12 protein-coding genes are annotated in these 14,784 nt (G+C 38.2%); 5 read left to right on the top strand and 7 right to left on the bottom strand.

What is annotated here, in order from left to right:
• The first annotated feature begins 66 nt into the window (after positions 1-66).
• A complete protein-coding gene (locus FAZ15_RS19525) occupies positions 67-759 on the top strand; it encodes a Crp/Fnr family transcriptional regulator (protein WP_136903050.1) in 693 nt (230 codons plus the stop codon).
• A 42-nt stretch (positions 760-801) separates the two neighbouring features.
• On the opposite strand, the gene FAZ15_RS19520 is transcribed toward FAZ15_RS19525, so the two are convergent.
• The 4 genes from FAZ15_RS19520 to FAZ15_RS19505 all read right to left on the bottom strand — a co-directional run bounded on the left by FAZ15_RS19520 (position 802) and on the right by FAZ15_RS19505 (position 5,848).
• A complete protein-coding gene (locus FAZ15_RS19520) occupies positions 802-1,062 on the bottom strand; it encodes a hypothetical protein (RefSeq protein ID WP_136903048.1) in 261 nt (86 codons plus the stop codon).
• A 19-nt stretch (positions 1,063-1,081) separates the two neighbouring features.
• Entirely contained in the window at positions 1,082-2,344 is a 1,263-nt protein-coding gene (gene icd / locus FAZ15_RS19515) for an NADP-dependent isocitrate dehydrogenase (RefSeq protein WP_136903046.1), read from the bottom strand.
• Positions 2,345-2,363: 19 nt separating this feature from the next.
• Positions 2,364-4,523, bottom strand: a complete 2,160-nt coding sequence (locus tag FAZ15_RS19510) for a cation:proton antiporter (protein WP_136903044.1) — start codon at positions 4,521-4,523, stop codon at positions 2,364-2,366.
• A 107-nt stretch (positions 4,524-4,630) separates the two neighbouring features.
• On the bottom strand, positions 4,631-5,848 hold the full coding sequence (locus tag FAZ15_RS19505) for an ABC transporter permease (RefSeq protein ID WP_136903043.1): 1,218 nt from the start codon (positions 5,846-5,848) through the stop codon (positions 4,631-4,633).
• 95 nt (positions 5,849-5,943) lie between these two features.
• Here FAZ15_RS19505 and fmt point away from each other — a divergent pair, with 95 nt between their 5' ends.
• A complete protein-coding gene (gene fmt, locus FAZ15_RS19500) occupies positions 5,944-6,864 on the top strand; it encodes a methionyl-tRNA formyltransferase (RefSeq protein ID WP_136903041.1) in 921 nt (306 codons plus the stop codon).
• Between the two features lie 8 nt (positions 6,865-6,872).
• Here fmt and FAZ15_RS19495 read toward each other — a convergent pair whose 3' ends face one another.
• The gene (locus tag FAZ15_RS19495; RefSeq protein ID WP_136903039.1) at positions 6,873-7,076 is read right to left on the bottom strand and encodes a helix-turn-helix domain-containing protein; all 204 of its coding nucleotides are present in this window, start codon (positions 7,074-7,076) and stop codon (positions 6,873-6,875) included.
• A gap of 301 nt (positions 7,077-7,377) precedes the next feature.
• On the opposite strand from FAZ15_RS19495, the gene FAZ15_RS19490 reads away from it, so the two are divergent.
• Positions 7,378-8,238, top strand: a complete 861-nt coding sequence (locus FAZ15_RS19490; RefSeq protein WP_079642450.1) for a sigma-70 family RNA polymerase sigma factor — start codon at positions 7,378-7,380, stop codon at positions 8,236-8,238.
• Positions 8,239-8,346: 108 nt separating this feature from the next.
• Here FAZ15_RS19490 and FAZ15_RS19485 read toward each other — a convergent pair whose 3' ends face one another.
• A complete protein-coding gene (locus tag FAZ15_RS19485) occupies positions 8,347-9,078 on the bottom strand; it encodes an SIMPL domain-containing protein (RefSeq protein WP_136903038.1) in 732 nt (243 codons plus the stop codon).
• A gap of 106 nt (positions 9,079-9,184) precedes the next feature.
• Between FAZ15_RS19485 and FAZ15_RS19480 the strand changes: the two genes are divergently transcribed.
• Entirely contained in the window at positions 9,185-11,992 is a 2,808-nt protein-coding gene (locus FAZ15_RS19480) for a S9 family peptidase (protein WP_136903036.1), read from the top strand.
• A 196-nt stretch (positions 11,993-12,188) separates the two neighbouring features.
• Positions 12,189-14,378 carry a glutamine synthetase III family protein gene (locus tag FAZ15_RS19475; RefSeq protein ID WP_136903035.1) on the top strand — a complete coding sequence of 730 codons (2,190 nt, stop codon included), beginning with the start codon at positions 12,189-12,191 and terminating at the stop codon, positions 14,376-14,378.
• Between the two features lie 91 nt (positions 14,379-14,469).
• On the opposite strand, the gene FAZ15_RS19470 is transcribed toward FAZ15_RS19475, so the two are convergent.
• Positions 14,470-14,769: a septum formation initiator family protein gene (locus FAZ15_RS19470; protein WP_136903033.1), complete on the bottom strand. Its 300-nt coding sequence runs from the start codon at positions 14,767-14,769 to the stop codon at positions 14,470-14,472.
• Positions 14,770-14,784 lie beyond the last annotated feature (15 nt).

Raw genomic sequence — 14,784 nt, 5'->3', positions numbered from 1 at the left:
GTTTCAACAATTTCCTGTATTATTGCACAGCATCCCATTAACTCGATGAAGTGAAGATTAAACTTTATGAAGAAAAACAAAAAAAGCTGTGATTTAAAAAGTTGCTTTATGTGCCGACTAGCGCTTGATGATTGGAAACATTCCATCGACGTTAATCGTAAAAACATCATATTTAAAAAAGGAGAACAGATCATTCGTGAGGGAGATCCTGTTAATGGAATTTACTTTGTGTATAATGGAAAAGTAAAAGTGCATAAAAAATGGGGTGAAAAAGAAATTATTATTCGTTTCGCGAATAACGGAGATATTATTGGGCATCGCGGCTTAGGCACTCAAAATGCTACTTTCCCTATATCTGCGACTGCCTTAGAAACAACAACAGTCTGTTTTATCGAACTTGATTTTTTCTTATCGACATTAAAAGTGAATACAGATTTAACCTATCAGTTAATGCTATTTTTTGCAGATGAACTCAAAGAGTCGGAGTCTAAAATGCTGAATCTAGCCCATATGATGGTTAAGGGAAGAATTATATTAGCTATTCTCAAATTAGAAGAACAATTTGGAACCAATGAGGCAGGGTTTATTGATATTAACCTGAGCAGACAGAACCTGGCAGACATCGCCGGAACAACCTATGAAACTGTTTTTAGGATACTGAATGAACTATCATTACATAACCTTATTGTTACAGACGGGCGTGCTATACGTATAAAAGAACATGAGGAGCTCAAAAAGCTCATCCACGGCGCTCTTTAAAACAAAGTAAAAAAACGATTACAGTAGAAAATTCAGACAAGCTTATAGAAGTATTACTTTCCAGGCCATTTCAATTGCACCGCTACGCAGATAGTCTTTCGCCTTGAGCTGCAGATGTGTATTTCGTGTTGAATCATCTCCTATAAACGCATTCGTCAACTCCTGAATCTCGGGCAAATGCCGTATATCATCTACTTCCCCCTCATCCGGAAGATGATCCATTTGTAAAAGTTTATCGATATCACCCGCATTAAATACCGTAGAATGTTGTACGAAAAGCGGTAAATCAGTATATTTCATCATGAGCTGTACTACAGTTAGATTAAAATTTCTCGATTATTTTATCGGCGAATTCACTCGTTTTCAACAAAATAGCATCGTCCATAAGATTATAAAAATCTACAGTCACCGTTTTATCTTTAATAGTCTGTGATAGTGCATTTACAATAACATCAGCTGCTTCTTGCCAACCCATATATTCCAACATCATCACACCACTTAAAATAACCGAGGAAGGATTCATGGTGTTGGTATTCGCGAATCTTGGAGCCGTACCATGGGTAGCCTCGAAAATAGCATGTCCCGTTTTATAATTTATATTGGCCCCCGGCGCAATCCCAATTCCGCCTACCATCGCAGCCAAAGCATCAGAAATATAGTCCCCATTTAAATTCAAGGTCGCTATTACCGAAAAATCTTTTGGAGCCAGTAGAATCTGTTGCAGGAAATTATCCGCAATCATATCTTTTACAATGATCTTACCCTGCTCTTCGGCCTCTTTTTGAGCTGTATTAGCTGCTTCCTGTCCTTTTTCAGCCCGTGTCCTCTCCCATTGCCCCCAAGTATACGTTAGATGTCCAAATTCAGTTTCCGCCACCTCAAAACCCCAATTTTTGAACGCCCCTTCCGTATATTTCATAATATTTCCTTTATGGACAACAGTAACCGAAGGCAAGTCATGCGCAATTGCATATGCTATTGCCGACCGCATCAATCGTTTAGATCCTTCTTCTGAAACCAGTTTAATCCCGATTCCGGTCGTATTCGAAAAATTATACGCCACATCAAGTTCTTGTTCCAAAAATTGTTGAATCCGTTTTGCATTGTCCGTACCGGCAGCAAATTCGATCCCTGCATAAATATCCTCTGTATTCTCCCTAAAAACCACCATATTAACATTCTCAGGGCTTTTTACCGGAGAAGGTACGCCTTCATACCATTTTGTGGGCCGTAAACAAACATACAAATCCAACTCTTTCCGCAAAGCGACATTTAGCGATCTGATCCCCTCACCAATGGGTGTTGTCAGTGGACCTTTAATACCCACCAAATATGACCTAAAAACTTCTAAAGTTTCCTCTGGAAGCCAATTGCCCGTCTGGTTAAATGCCTTTTCGCCAGCCAACACCTCCTTCCAGGTGATACTTCGCTGCCTGCCATATGCTGTCTCAATCGCAGCGTCAAAAACCCTTACTGCCGCGTGCCAAATATCCGGCCCAATACCATCACCAATGATAAAAGGAATAATTGTATTATTTGGAACCGACAGTTGTCCGTCTGAACCCATTGTGATTTTTTCGCTCATAAGTATATCAATTATAAAATTATACCTTATCCCTACCAAACATGTTGCCAATTTCTCGACTTATCTTTCTAAATATCGGTGCGGTCTGGATATCTTCATACTCATCGATATGAAGATTTTCACGTCTACTCGGAAATACCAATATCAAATTCTGATTTTGATAGTAGCGTCCTACCCGTTTTGCCAATCCGTCCAACGAATCCCTATAAGAGACATCACCATTTCTAGAAGACACAAATATCAGGAGTGAATCTGAATTGGAAAAAGTCGCAAGTCCGTAAATATCGTCCCAATCTTCATAGTTCTCAAAAGAGGATAGTACATTGCTATTTAATTTATCCAGCATACTTTCTAGCGCACTTTGCGTACGTTGATTACAAACAAAAGAAATTGGAAGCGAGAGCTCTTGCGACAATTTCAACATTTTTTCCATCCAAAATTCAAACCCCATCTCCGATTCAGCCAAGGGTGGAACAAAAATAGTAATCAATTTATTTAGGATAAATGGTTTATCCAAGCGACACATGAATAAATTCGTATCTGTCCTATTCAGGATACTTTCTGTCTTTTCTCCTACTATTTTCTCAACAAAACCTACAGCACTGGGCCAACCCATGATCAGGCAATCTGCAAAAATTTCTCTTGAAGCATTGCTGATACCGCCAGCGATATTATAATTTATTTCCGTAATTAACTCTACCTCCGTTTCCGCACCCGATGCGTACATCGCCATCTTATCCAGATTCTCCCGCGCCGTCACTTTATTCTTTTCCCCCTGCTCTATATCCGTCACCACACTCAAAATATTTAATGGATGGGGAGATTTTTTAGACTTGATCAATGTTGCAAAGTCCAATATAGGTTCCATCTTGTCTAAATTAGCTATAGGAATCAAAATCCGTTCATCATTTTCGTGAACATGTTCGACATGAAGCTCATCCTGATACCCTTCTAATACCACCTTTTTAGAGGCACTTTCCGTCACAAGCGAGGCAATGATACAGGTAAAAAGGATCAATACAATGGTACCATTCAATACATTTTCATCGATCAACTTACTGTTATAGCCTACCATGATAATGGCCAATGTAGCTGCAGCATGTGCATTGCTTAATCCAAATATTAAGTTTCGTTGACTTTTGGAATACTTAAATGCGAATTGAGTAGCTGTTGCCGCCAAAAACTTCCCCAAAACCGCTACCAGTGTCAAGGTACCCGCAACAATAAGTGCAGTAGGCCCCTTTGTCAAAACACTCACATCCACAATCATCCCGACAGAAATGAGGAAAAAAGGTATAAATATGGCATTTCCGATAAACTCAATTCGGTTCATTAATGCAGAAGAATGCGGAATCAGTTTATTAAGCGCCAGTCCAGCCACGAAAGCACCAATAATATGTTCAAGCCCTGCAATTTCCGCTAGGAATGCTGCGAAAAACACCACGGCCAACACAAATATGTAGTGTGCTGTTTTCTCTCCCTCTATTCGAGAAAAAAACCATTTTGCGATTCTAGGAATCAATCCAAACATGATAAAGAGAAATATAGCAAAAGACACGCCGAGCGTAAACCAGAATTCAGAACCAATATTACCTTGGTTTACGCCCTTTATAACAGCCAGTATAATCAAGACAGCGGTATCAGTTAATATCGTTCCTCCTATTGTAATGGCTACAGCCTCATTTTTAGAGATACCGTAACTCGTTACGATTGGGTACGTGACCAAGGTGTGCGTTGCAAACATACTAGCGACCAAAATACTTGGCAGCAAACTATAGCCTAGAAAGTAATAACAAACAGGAAACCCGATAGAGATAGGAATAATAAATGTCAAAAATCCAAACAACGCACTTTTATTTTTTGTTTTTTGAAATTCATTCATATCCAATTCCAGCCCTGCGATAAACATAATATACAACAGCCCAATGGTTGAAAATAAATCTATCGCATCTACTCCCGTCATATTAACAGCCTGCTGATCGATCTTCGACAACCAATTCAACCCGTGCGGACCGAGGATAACACCAAATAAAATAAAACCAATAATACCCGGTACTTTAATCGGTCGAAGGATGATAGGGGAGAGTAATATAATAAATAGAACGAGTGCAAAAACTAATACAGGATTAGTCAGGGGTGTTCTAAATGCATCACTTAAGTGATCTAAAAAATTATCCATACAAAGCTAACTATTTTAATACGTTACCGATTTAGTATCCTAAAAACGTAGGAATATACAAAAAATTTAGCTTTCTCAATAGCGTCCTAGTCGTTAACGTACATAGGTTATTTAAATTGAATAGTCTTGATCGGTGAAATCCGAGATATCAACATAGAAGGGATGTACAAGGCAATCAGTGCAATAAAGACGATCGCGATATTCAAAAGAATCACATCGTACCAAGAGATCGACATAGGGACGTATTCAATATAATAAATCGATGGATCCAGTTTGAAAAATTTGGTATTCGTTTGAAAAAAATACAGACCCATCGTAATGACATTGCCAATAATCAATCCATATCCTATGAGATAAATGGAATTGTAAAGAAAAATCTTTCGGATTTGTCTATTCGCCATGCCTAGCGATTTCAAAACACCGATCATAGAAGTACGTTCTAATATCGAGATGAGTAAAGCCGAAATCATATTTATAATCGCCACGACCACCATCAGTACAAAAATAATATCATCGTTCATATCCAACATCTTTAACCAATTAAAGACATCCGGAAATTGTTCAATGATATTCGTTGCTTTTAACACCACGGGCAGTTCTTCATCAACCGCTATTGTCGTTTGCTGTATTTCGTCAAAATTCTTAATCCGCACTTCATAAGCTCCGGCATCGGTAGTATCCAGGTTATTAAGCCTTCTGATTAAATCCAAAGAGCCTATTACATACATCTTATCCAATTCTGCAGAATTCGTTTGAAAAACACCTTTAACAAACATTTTCCGTTTACGAATAGGTTTTTGGACAAAGTACATGATAAAGTCGTCACTTACCTTTAGATTTAATCTGTCGGCTAGTAGCTTGGAGATTAAAATTTCAGTATCCGAATCCGGGTTCAAAAAATTCAATGTATCACCGGCAACCAACGTTTTGGCTAGAAAAGATTGATTATAGCTGTTATCTACCCCTTTCAGCAATACCCCTTCTACTTCACCGTCTACGTTCATAATTCCTGCTTTTGTCGCAAAAGGCACTACATCGACTACGTTTGGAAGCTGTACAATTCTGTCAAGGTTTTCCTTCGAAAGAGAAATAGGCGAATTTTCATACGAGTCATTAAGATCATTTTTAGAAATGATCACATCGCTAAAAAAACCTCTTTGCTTCACCGTTACCTCGTCTTTAAATCCACGCAAAATCGCCACAGACAGTATAATAGCAATTACAGCTAGCGCCAAAGCACCGATAGTCACCCTCACGATCAATTTCGAGAAAGTTCGATGTCCTTTAAACACGATTCGCTTTGCGAGAAAAAATGGAAAATTCAAGCTTAAATTAAATTTGTAACTTCGCAAAGTTAATAAAATTTGCCACTTAATAAGTGCAAATGTCGATCACAATATAAAGACTAATTTTCAGATATATGAGAATAATTTTCATGGGTACTCCTGATTTCGCCGTAGCTTCTTTAAGCGCATTACTTGAAGCAGGCGAAAATATAGTTGCGGTTATAACTGCTCCCGATAAACCCGCCGGAAGAGGCCAAAAACTGCACCAATCTGCTGTGAAGGTATTTGCCGAAGCGAATAATCTCCCGGTATTGCAACCTGAAAAATTAAAAGATACCGCGTTCATCGATACGTTAAGATCCTTCAAAGCTGATTTACAAATCGTAGTTGCTTTCCGGATGTTACCCGAAGTCGTATGGAATATGCCACCATTAGGGACCATAAACGTACACGCCTCTTTACTGCCGCAGTACCGAGGAGCTGCTCCCATCAACCATGCGATTATCAACGGCGAAAAAGAGTCCGGAGTAACCACGTTTCTTCTCCAACATGAAATCGACACGGGAAATATTTTATTATCAGAAAGCGTAGCCATTGATGAAAAGGACAACGCAGGCTCGCTACACGACAAATTAATGAAAGCAGGTGCGAATACCTTGATAAAAACTATCCAGAAATTAAAATCAAATACACTTCGTCCTATCCCTCAAAAAGATATCATAAAAACTCAACTGAAACACGCGCCTAAGATATTCAAGGATGACTGTCTTATCGACTGGAATTCCAACATTCAAACCATTTATAATAAAATACGAGGTTTGAGTCCTTACCCCACTGCCTTTACATATTTAGACAAAAAAGTATTAAAGATTCACGAAGCAGAAAAAGAGGAGAAGACCAACTCGTTCCAACCCGGCAGGTATGAGACAGACGGAAAATCCTATCTGAAATTTTCGGGAAACGACGGATTGTTATCGATTAAACAACTGCAGATAGAAGGAAAGAAAAAAATGTCAGTAGAAGAATTTTTAAGGGGTTATCGTTTTGAAAGTTAATTCGACTATTAATCTTCGTATACAATAATGTCACCCGGTTGGCAATCCAATGCTTTGCAAATAGCTTCTAATGTACTTAATCGAATCGCTTTCGATTTTTGATTTTTGAGAATGGAAAGATTTGACAAGGTGATACCAACTCGGCTGCTAAGCTCATTTAAAGATACCTTTTTCTTAGCCATTACTTCATCCAAACGTATTTTGATACTCATAATTTCTAACGTAACATAATTTTAATCTAATTTAGCATTTATTGCTCGTATCTTAAAACAATTCTCGATCTAAAAGGTTTTCAGAGATATAAATATTATTCAACGGAATAATACCAATAAAAATAATACAAAGGAAACAATGGAGATTTTAAAATATGGAACGGTTTTTGACACTAACTATATACTCCTATAATCTTCATAACAACCTCTAAATGAGTTAATAAATTACACATTCTTTACAAAAGAATGAAGATATTTTAGTATTTTTGCAAACATTTCAAGAAGGAAGTAATATAAATTAATGAGACAGCTCAAAATTACGCAATCGATCACTAATCGTGAATCACAATCTTTAGACAAATACTTACATGAAATCGGTAAGGTAGATTTAATTACAGCCGAAGAAGAAGTTATCTTAGCTCAACGGATTCGCGAGGGAGATCAAGTGGCGTTAGAGAAGTTAACCAAAACCAACTTACGTTTCGTCGTATCAGTTGCTAAGCAGTACCAAAATCAAGGTCTTACATTAGGAGATTTAATCAATGAAGGCAATTTAGGTCTTATCAAGGCAGCTAAACGTTTCGACGAAACCAAAGGTTTTAAATTCATCTCTTACGCCGTGTGGTGGATTCGTCAATCTATTTTGCAAGCTATCGCTGAACAATCGCGTATCGTACGCTTACCTTTGAATCAAGTAGGTTCTTTAAGTAAAATCAGCAAAGCTTTCTCCAAATTAGAACAAGAATACGAACGCGAGCCTTCTCCAGAAGAATTAGCAGATATCCTAGAGACAACCGTCGATAAAGTTTCGGATACATTGAGTAATTCAGGTAGACACGTATCAATGGATGCACCCTTCGTACAAGGTGAGGAGAATACACTATTAGATGTATTGGAAAACTCTGATCCAGACACAGATAGTTCATTAATTGACGAGTCATTATCCGAAGAAATCAAACGTTCTTTATCAACTTTAACAGAAAGAGAAAGAGAGATTATCGTGTTATTCTTTGGACTTGGTTCAAACCACCCATTATCACTTGAAGAAATTGGTGAGAAATTTAATTTAACGAGAGAACGTGTACGTCAGATTAAAGACAAAGCTTTACAACGACTACGCCACACTTCTCGCAGTAAAATTTTAAAATCTTATTTAGGTTAATTGAGGTTAACCACATAAAAGGGAAAGCGCTAGACAACATCTAGCGCTTTATTTTTTCTAAAAGACTTCATCATCAATCGATATCAAAAAACTTTCATAGGCGTTTATTTATTGTCCATAACTGGCCTTTACAGTAATATTAGCTGTTTTCAATCGCGATGTTGTATTAAACACACCCCCATACGAATATTCCTCATTATCATTCTGACCCGTGATTTGAAATATCCCCAAATCCGCCTTAATTAACCCTCCAAGACGACTTCCAGATTCCTTTGCGATATTATCGGCTCTCAATTTGGCATTTTGAGATGCTTCGGCAATCAGCGCCAGTTTTAGATCTTCCAATTTGGAGTAATAATAATTTGGTGAATTGGAGTTTAACTCCAATCCTTGCGATATTAAAGTAGAAATTTCGCGAGACGCATTATCTACCTTATTCAAATCCTTTGACTCTACACTCATCGTCTGCGTAAGGCTATACCCGGTAAACGTATTGTAACTATGACCACTACCATCTGTTTGATACGTAAAATCCCGATTAATATTCACTGCATTAAATAAAATCTCTTCTTCTTTAATCCCCTGACGAACAAGAAAATCTTTAACCAGATTCCGGTCCTGCTTTAATTGTTCGGACGCATAGCTTAAATCCATGGATTTACGGCTGTATGTGGCGGACCACTTTACAATATCCGCTTCAAAATCTTTTTTTGCATTTCCCGTCACGTTGATGGTATTGTTTACTTTATACTTATACTTATAAGCATTCGCCAATATACTCGCAAAGACAATACATGCTATTGCAGCAATGACACTAATTGTTACACCGATATATTTCATATGTATATAATTTACATGGTTAATACTATAAAATATGTGCCAAAATTGTTATAAACATTCTGCACGATTTTTTGCTAAGTTTGAAATATACACAATTAATTACGGAATGTTACGAACAAAACACCTTCTTGCAATTGCACTCTCTACAATTGCTTTTATTTCCTGGGCACAAAAAAAAACCTTGGACCATTCGACCTACGATGCTTGGCAAAGTATCACGAATCCGGGTATCAGCAACGGCGGATCTTATATCTATTATACGATTTCTCCACAAGAGGGTGATGCGACAACCGAATTTAAAACAAAAAAGAATCAATTAATTACACGCATTCCCCGCGGTTACCATGTCACCCTCACCAACGATGAAAAATTTTTGATAAGCTTAATTAAGCCCCCATTTCACGAGACTAGAACCGCAAAGATTAAAAAGAAAAAACCGGATGAAATGCCGAAAGATTCTTTGGCTGTATTTGACATAACGACAAAAAACACCCTAAAATTCAGCAACATCAAAAGCTATAAAGTCGCCAGGGAGTCCCGTAATAACCTAGCATTCATTCAAGAAATAGAAATGTCCCCTGCGAAAGATACGCTTTCTGCCACTGACAAAAAAAACAAAAAGAACGAAAAAGAAAGCAGGCTTGTATTATGTAACTTACCTACCGGCGACACCATTCAATTCAGAAACGCTGAAAATTACCTAGTCAGTGATGACGAGAAATATCTGGTGTTTAATAAAAAAACAGAAGAAAAAGACAGTTCGGGTGCAGACGGTTTATACTTTTACGATATTGCAGCAAAACAACTAAAAAAAATATCTACCGGACGAGGCGCATATAAGAATTTCACATTCGATGACGCGTCCAGGCAATTAATCTTTCTCGCAGACAAAACTCCGGCTAAATCGCTTCTAAAAGACTTCAACTTATACTATTACACACACAACCTCGATACAGCGGTCGTCATTGCAAGCAAGACCTCTCCCCTTATTCCAAAAAACTGGTATGTATCTGGAGACGCCGGTCTATCCTTTAGCAAAAATGGAGAAAAATGCTATTTTGGATTGGCACCTATTCCGCAGGTAAAAGACACGACATTAATTGAGTTCGAACACGCAAAAGTAGACATATGGCATTGGCAAGACGATTATCTCATGCCCCAACAATTGAGCAACTTAAAAAGAGATCAATCAGCCAGTTATCCTGCGGTCTTTCACATTGCTCAACAGCGTATCGTTCCGCTCCTAGATGACACCTTCAATCGCATATCTTTTACAGATAGCGGCAACGAAGAATGGGGCTTAGCCACAACAGACCTTGGCAGCCGTATCGCATCGCAATGGCAAGGCTATACGTTGAATGATATTTTTGCCGTCTCGACACAAACCGGCAGCAATAGATCTGTAAAAACAAAATGGAACGGATCCAGCTTTCTTGCCCCTAGCGGACAACACATCATATTATTTAATAGAGAGGAAGGCAATTGGTCAAGCTATAACATCGCAACCGAACAGACCATTCCACTTACCCAGGATCTTGCGATTAGCTTTACGGATGAACAGAACGACGTACCAGCTCGGCCTGGAGCCTATGGCATAGCCGCATGGAGCGCAGACATGCAGGGCGTATATATTTACGACAGATACGATATTTGGTATTTTTCATTTGACGGGAAACAGCGTCAACTTATCACAAAGGGATTTGGCCGAAACAATAAAATAACCTTGCGGTTGACCGTTTTCAAAAACGATGATCCGCGTGCAAAAACAGTATCAATAGATCCACAAACCAAGTTATTTTTATCTTCTTACAATGAAAGGAATAAACAAAATGGCATATTTCAATTGGACTTAAAGAAAGGGGATTTAAAAGAAATTACGCAATCCCCATTCACGTTCAGGCAATTTGCTGCGAACACGAAAAAAGATCAAATAATCTATACCAAAGAAAATTACAATCTGTCGCCCGATCTATATCTTTCTAAAGATTTCAACAATGAAACTAAACTATCTGCGATCAATCCACAACAAGAACAATACAATTGGGGAACTGCCGAGCTCGTCAAATGGGAAACACCAACCGGAAAAGCAGCCGAAGGCATCTTATATAAACCAGAAGATTTTGATCCAACGAAAAAGTATCCTGTAATCGCCTATTTCTACGAAACCCTCACCGAAGGACTCTATACTTATCAAGCTCCGGCACCAACACCGTCACGATTGAATATTTCATTTTTTGTCAGTAATGGATACTTGGTATTTGCTCCAGATATACGGTATGATAACGGTCATCCCGGTCGTTCTGCCGAAGAATACGTAAATTCCGGAATGCAATTTTTAGCTCAGGAATTTCCATGGGTGGACGCGAGCAAGATGGGTATCCAAGGACAAAGCTGGGGAGGATATCAGGTAGCGCATTTGATAACCCGAACAAATGCATATGCCGCGGCATGGGCCGGAGCTCCCGTCGTGAATATGACTTCAGCTTACGGCGGTATACGCTGGCAATCCGGAATGTCCCGCCAATTTCAATACGAAAATACACAAAGCAGAATTGGACAGACCCTTTGGGATAGTACAGATTTGTATATAGAAAACTCACCCCTATTTTTCTTGGACAACGTAACTACACCCGTCGCCATCATGCACAACGACCAAGACGGTGCTGTGCCATGGTATCAAGGAATAGAAATGTTCACGGCATTGCGGAGATTAGGAAAGCCTGCCTGGTTGCTCAATTACAATGGAGATGGCCATAATCTGATGGAACGACAAAACAGAAAAGACATTCAGATTCGACAACTTCAATTCTTCGACCATTTTTTAAAAGGAAAACCAGCAGCAAGTTGGATATCCAACGGCGTTCCTGCTACAAAAAAAGGAATAGACTGGGGACTTGCTATTGAAAACGACTGAATTTAAAAATTAAAAACACAAATTAATCAATGCAAAAGGCAAAAAATAGAATATTTTTTAATTTTAAAGCCTAATTTTCATTAAAATTTTAAAAAAGTATTTAATTTATTAAAAAAAGTACCTATTTTTGAAATGAAATTTGAAGGGATATCAAATTCAAAACAAAATACATCACGCATTATAAATAAATAATTAAATGTCTAACCTTAGATTTGAATCTGTAAAAGCTGCTTCTTCACGCCAAATCAACTCTGAAGAAAAAGTAGAGACAAAAAAAGCAACTACAATTTTTGGCAAAAATGTATTCACTATTGCTAAAATGAAAGATTACCTTCCTAAAACTACTTACAAAGAGTTAACAAAAGCGATAGAAGAAGGAGAGCAAATTACGCGCGAATTAGCAGAGCATATTTCGCAAGCAATGAAAGCATGGGCTCTGAATAACGGTGTATCTCACTATACACACTGGTTTCAACCTTTAACAGGATCCACCGCTGAAAAACATGATGCATTCTTTGAGCCAGATGAAAACGGAGAAGCCATTGAAAAGTTTACAGCTGATGCACTTGTACAACAAGAGCCGGACGCTTCTTCATTTCCAAATGGAGGTATCCGTAATACATTTGAAGCAAGAGGATATACTGCTTGGGACCCATCGTCTCCAGCGTTCATTTATGAAACAGGTGCGGGTAAAACACTTTGTATCCCCACAGTGTTCGTATCTTACACAGGCGAATCATTAGACTACAAAGCACCGTTGCTTAAAGCAATCAATGCAGTAGATAAAGCGGCTACAGATGTTGCACAATACTTTGATAAATCCATCACAAAAGTAACAGCCTCTTTAGGTATTGAACAAGAATATTTCTTAGTAGACTTGTCATTATATAATGCACGTCCAGATTTACAATTGACAGGACGTACCTTGTTTGGACATATTTCTGCTAAAGGGCAACAATTAGAAGACCATTATTTTGGAGCTATACCCGAGCGCGTGTTAGCGTTCATGGTTGATCTTGAAAACGAAGCCTTAAAATTAGGTATACCATTAAAAACCCGTCACAACGAGGTAGCTCCTTCTCAATTTGAATGTGCTCCGATGTACGAGGAAATCAACCTCGCCATTGACCACAATCAATTGTTGATGAACTTAATGGAGCAAGTCGCTATCCGTCACAATTTCAAAGTATTATTACACGAAAAACCGTATAGTGGTGTGAATGGTTCCGGTAAACACAATAACTGGTCATTGATTACAAATACAGGTATAAATTTATTATCTCCAGGAAAAACACCTAAGAACAACTTGATGTTCTTAACATTTTTCGTAAACACGATCAAGGCCGTTTACGAAAATGCCGACTTATTACGTGCCTCTATCGCGAGTCATTCCAATGACCATCGTCTAGGTGCCAATGAAGCACCTCCTGCAATTATTTCGATTTTCCTAGGTTCTCAATTGGATGAACTATTGGAAGAAGTAGAATCTGCACGTGTAGCTAAGAAAGTAAAAGCAGAAGCTAACCTATGGCACGGTATTCCAAAAATTCCGGAATTAAAATTGGATAACACCGACCGGAATCGTACTTCGCCATTCGCATTTACAGGTAATAAATTTGAGTTCCGCGCTGTGGGTTCATCGGCTAATTCAGCATTGCCAATGACTATCTTAAACGCTATCGTAGCCAACCAACTCATCGAATTCAAAATAGAGGTTGATAAGCAAATCAAGAAAGGCACGAAAAAAGATCTAGCCTTATTAAATGTAATCCGCAAGTACATCAAGGATTCGAAAGCTATCCGATTCGAAGGAAACGGTTACAGTGAAGAATGGGAGAAAGAAGCAGAAGCACGTGGATTATCCAACATTAAATCAACGCCTAAAGCATTAGATGTATACGTATCCGAAGAGTCACTTGCCTTATTTGAAAGACTAGGTATCTACACCAAACGTGAATCGGAAGCACGTCACGAGATCTTGTTAGAGAATTTCTACAAAAAATTGCAGATCGAAGCGCGTGTTATAGGCGAAGTTGTAAGCAGCCAAATTGCACCAGCTTGTTTCACCTACCAAAACGAGTTAATTGCGAATGTAAAAGGACTGAAAGATCTAGGATTAAGCCCCGAATCGTACAGCTCTCAAATCAATTTAGTAGAGCGTATTTCTAAACATGCAAATACGGTGTTAGAAAAAGCAGAAGAAATGCGTCAAGCCCGTAAGAAAGCAAACGCTATCGAAGACATCCGCGAACTCTCTATCGCATATGATGAAGTCGTAAAACCATATTTTGACGAGATTCGTTATCATGTAAACAAATTGGAGAAGATCGTAGATGATTCCAAATGGCCATTGCCAAAATTACGTGAACTATTATTTGTTCACTAAGAATAAATCATTCCAAAAAAAGTCCATTTTTCGAAATGGACTTTTTTTATATGAAGTAATATCCGAGAAAGTATCCCGTCTGTTTTGTTATCTAGTTTTTTGAAGCAACTTCAGTAATCACATATACATCTTCGTTGTCCTTTTTCATTTTATATTTCTCCCGGGCTATGCGTTGAATCTCACTTGGATTAAACTGTACATCTTTAATAGATTTTTCGATATAAGCAATCTCAGAGACATAGAATTCCTTCTCCTTTTCCAATTTGGATTTTTCTTGGTAGTAATTGTATTGCGCAGCAAAATCGTAGCGGTCGAAGAAACACATCCATATCACGAAGGCGATAACAGCCAATAAAAACTTATTCTTAATTAAGTTGAGAAAACGTTCCATAATGTAAAGATATAA

It is taken from the genome of Sphingobacterium olei, assembly GCF_005048855.1.
In the GTDB taxonomy this organism is placed as follows: Bacteria; Bacteroidota; Bacteroidia; order Sphingobacteriales; family Sphingobacteriaceae; genus Sphingobacterium; species Sphingobacterium olei.
The sequence above is the reverse complement of the archived record's forward strand: the minus strand, read 5'-3'. Positions and strand labels throughout refer to the sequence as shown.

Coding starts and splice junctions, on each gene's coding strand:
- FAZ15_RS19520 (WP_136903048.1), bottom strand. CDS start 1,062: ATGATGAAATATACTGATTTACCGCTTTTCGTACAACATTCTACGGTA.
- FAZ15_RS19475 (WP_136903035.1), top strand. CDS start 12,189: ATGTCTAACCTTAGATTTGAATCTGTAAAAGCTGCTTCTTCACGCCAA.
- FAZ15_RS19485 (WP_136903038.1), bottom strand. CDS start 9,078: ATGAAATATATCGGTGTAACAATTAGTGTCATTGCTGCAATAGCATGT.
- FAZ15_RS19510 (WP_136903044.1), bottom strand. CDS start 4,523: ATGGATAATTTTTTAGATCACTTAAGTGATGCATTTAGAACACCCCTG.
- FAZ15_RS19495 (WP_136903039.1), bottom strand. CDS start 7,076: ATGAGTATCAAAATACGTTTGGATGAAGTAATGGCTAAGAAAAAGGTA.
- FAZ15_RS19525 (WP_136903050.1), top strand. CDS start 67: ATGAAGAAAAACAAAAAAAGCTGTGATTTAAAAAGTTGCTTTATGTGC.
- FAZ15_RS19480 (WP_136903036.1), top strand. CDS start 9,185: ATGTTACGAACAAAACACCTTCTTGCAATTGCACTCTCTACAATTGCT.
- fmt (WP_136903041.1), top strand. CDS start 5,944: ATGAGAATAATTTTCATGGGTACTCCTGATTTCGCCGTAGCTTCTTTA.
- FAZ15_RS19490 (WP_079642450.1), top strand. CDS start 7,378: ATGAGACAGCTCAAAATTACGCAATCGATCACTAATCGTGAATCACAA.
- FAZ15_RS19470 (WP_136903033.1), bottom strand. CDS start 14,769: ATGGAACGTTTTCTCAACTTAATTAAGAATAAGTTTTTATTGGCTGTT.
- icd (WP_136903046.1), bottom strand. CDS start 2,344: ATGAGCGAAAAAATCACAATGGGTTCAGACGGACAACTGTCGGTTCCA.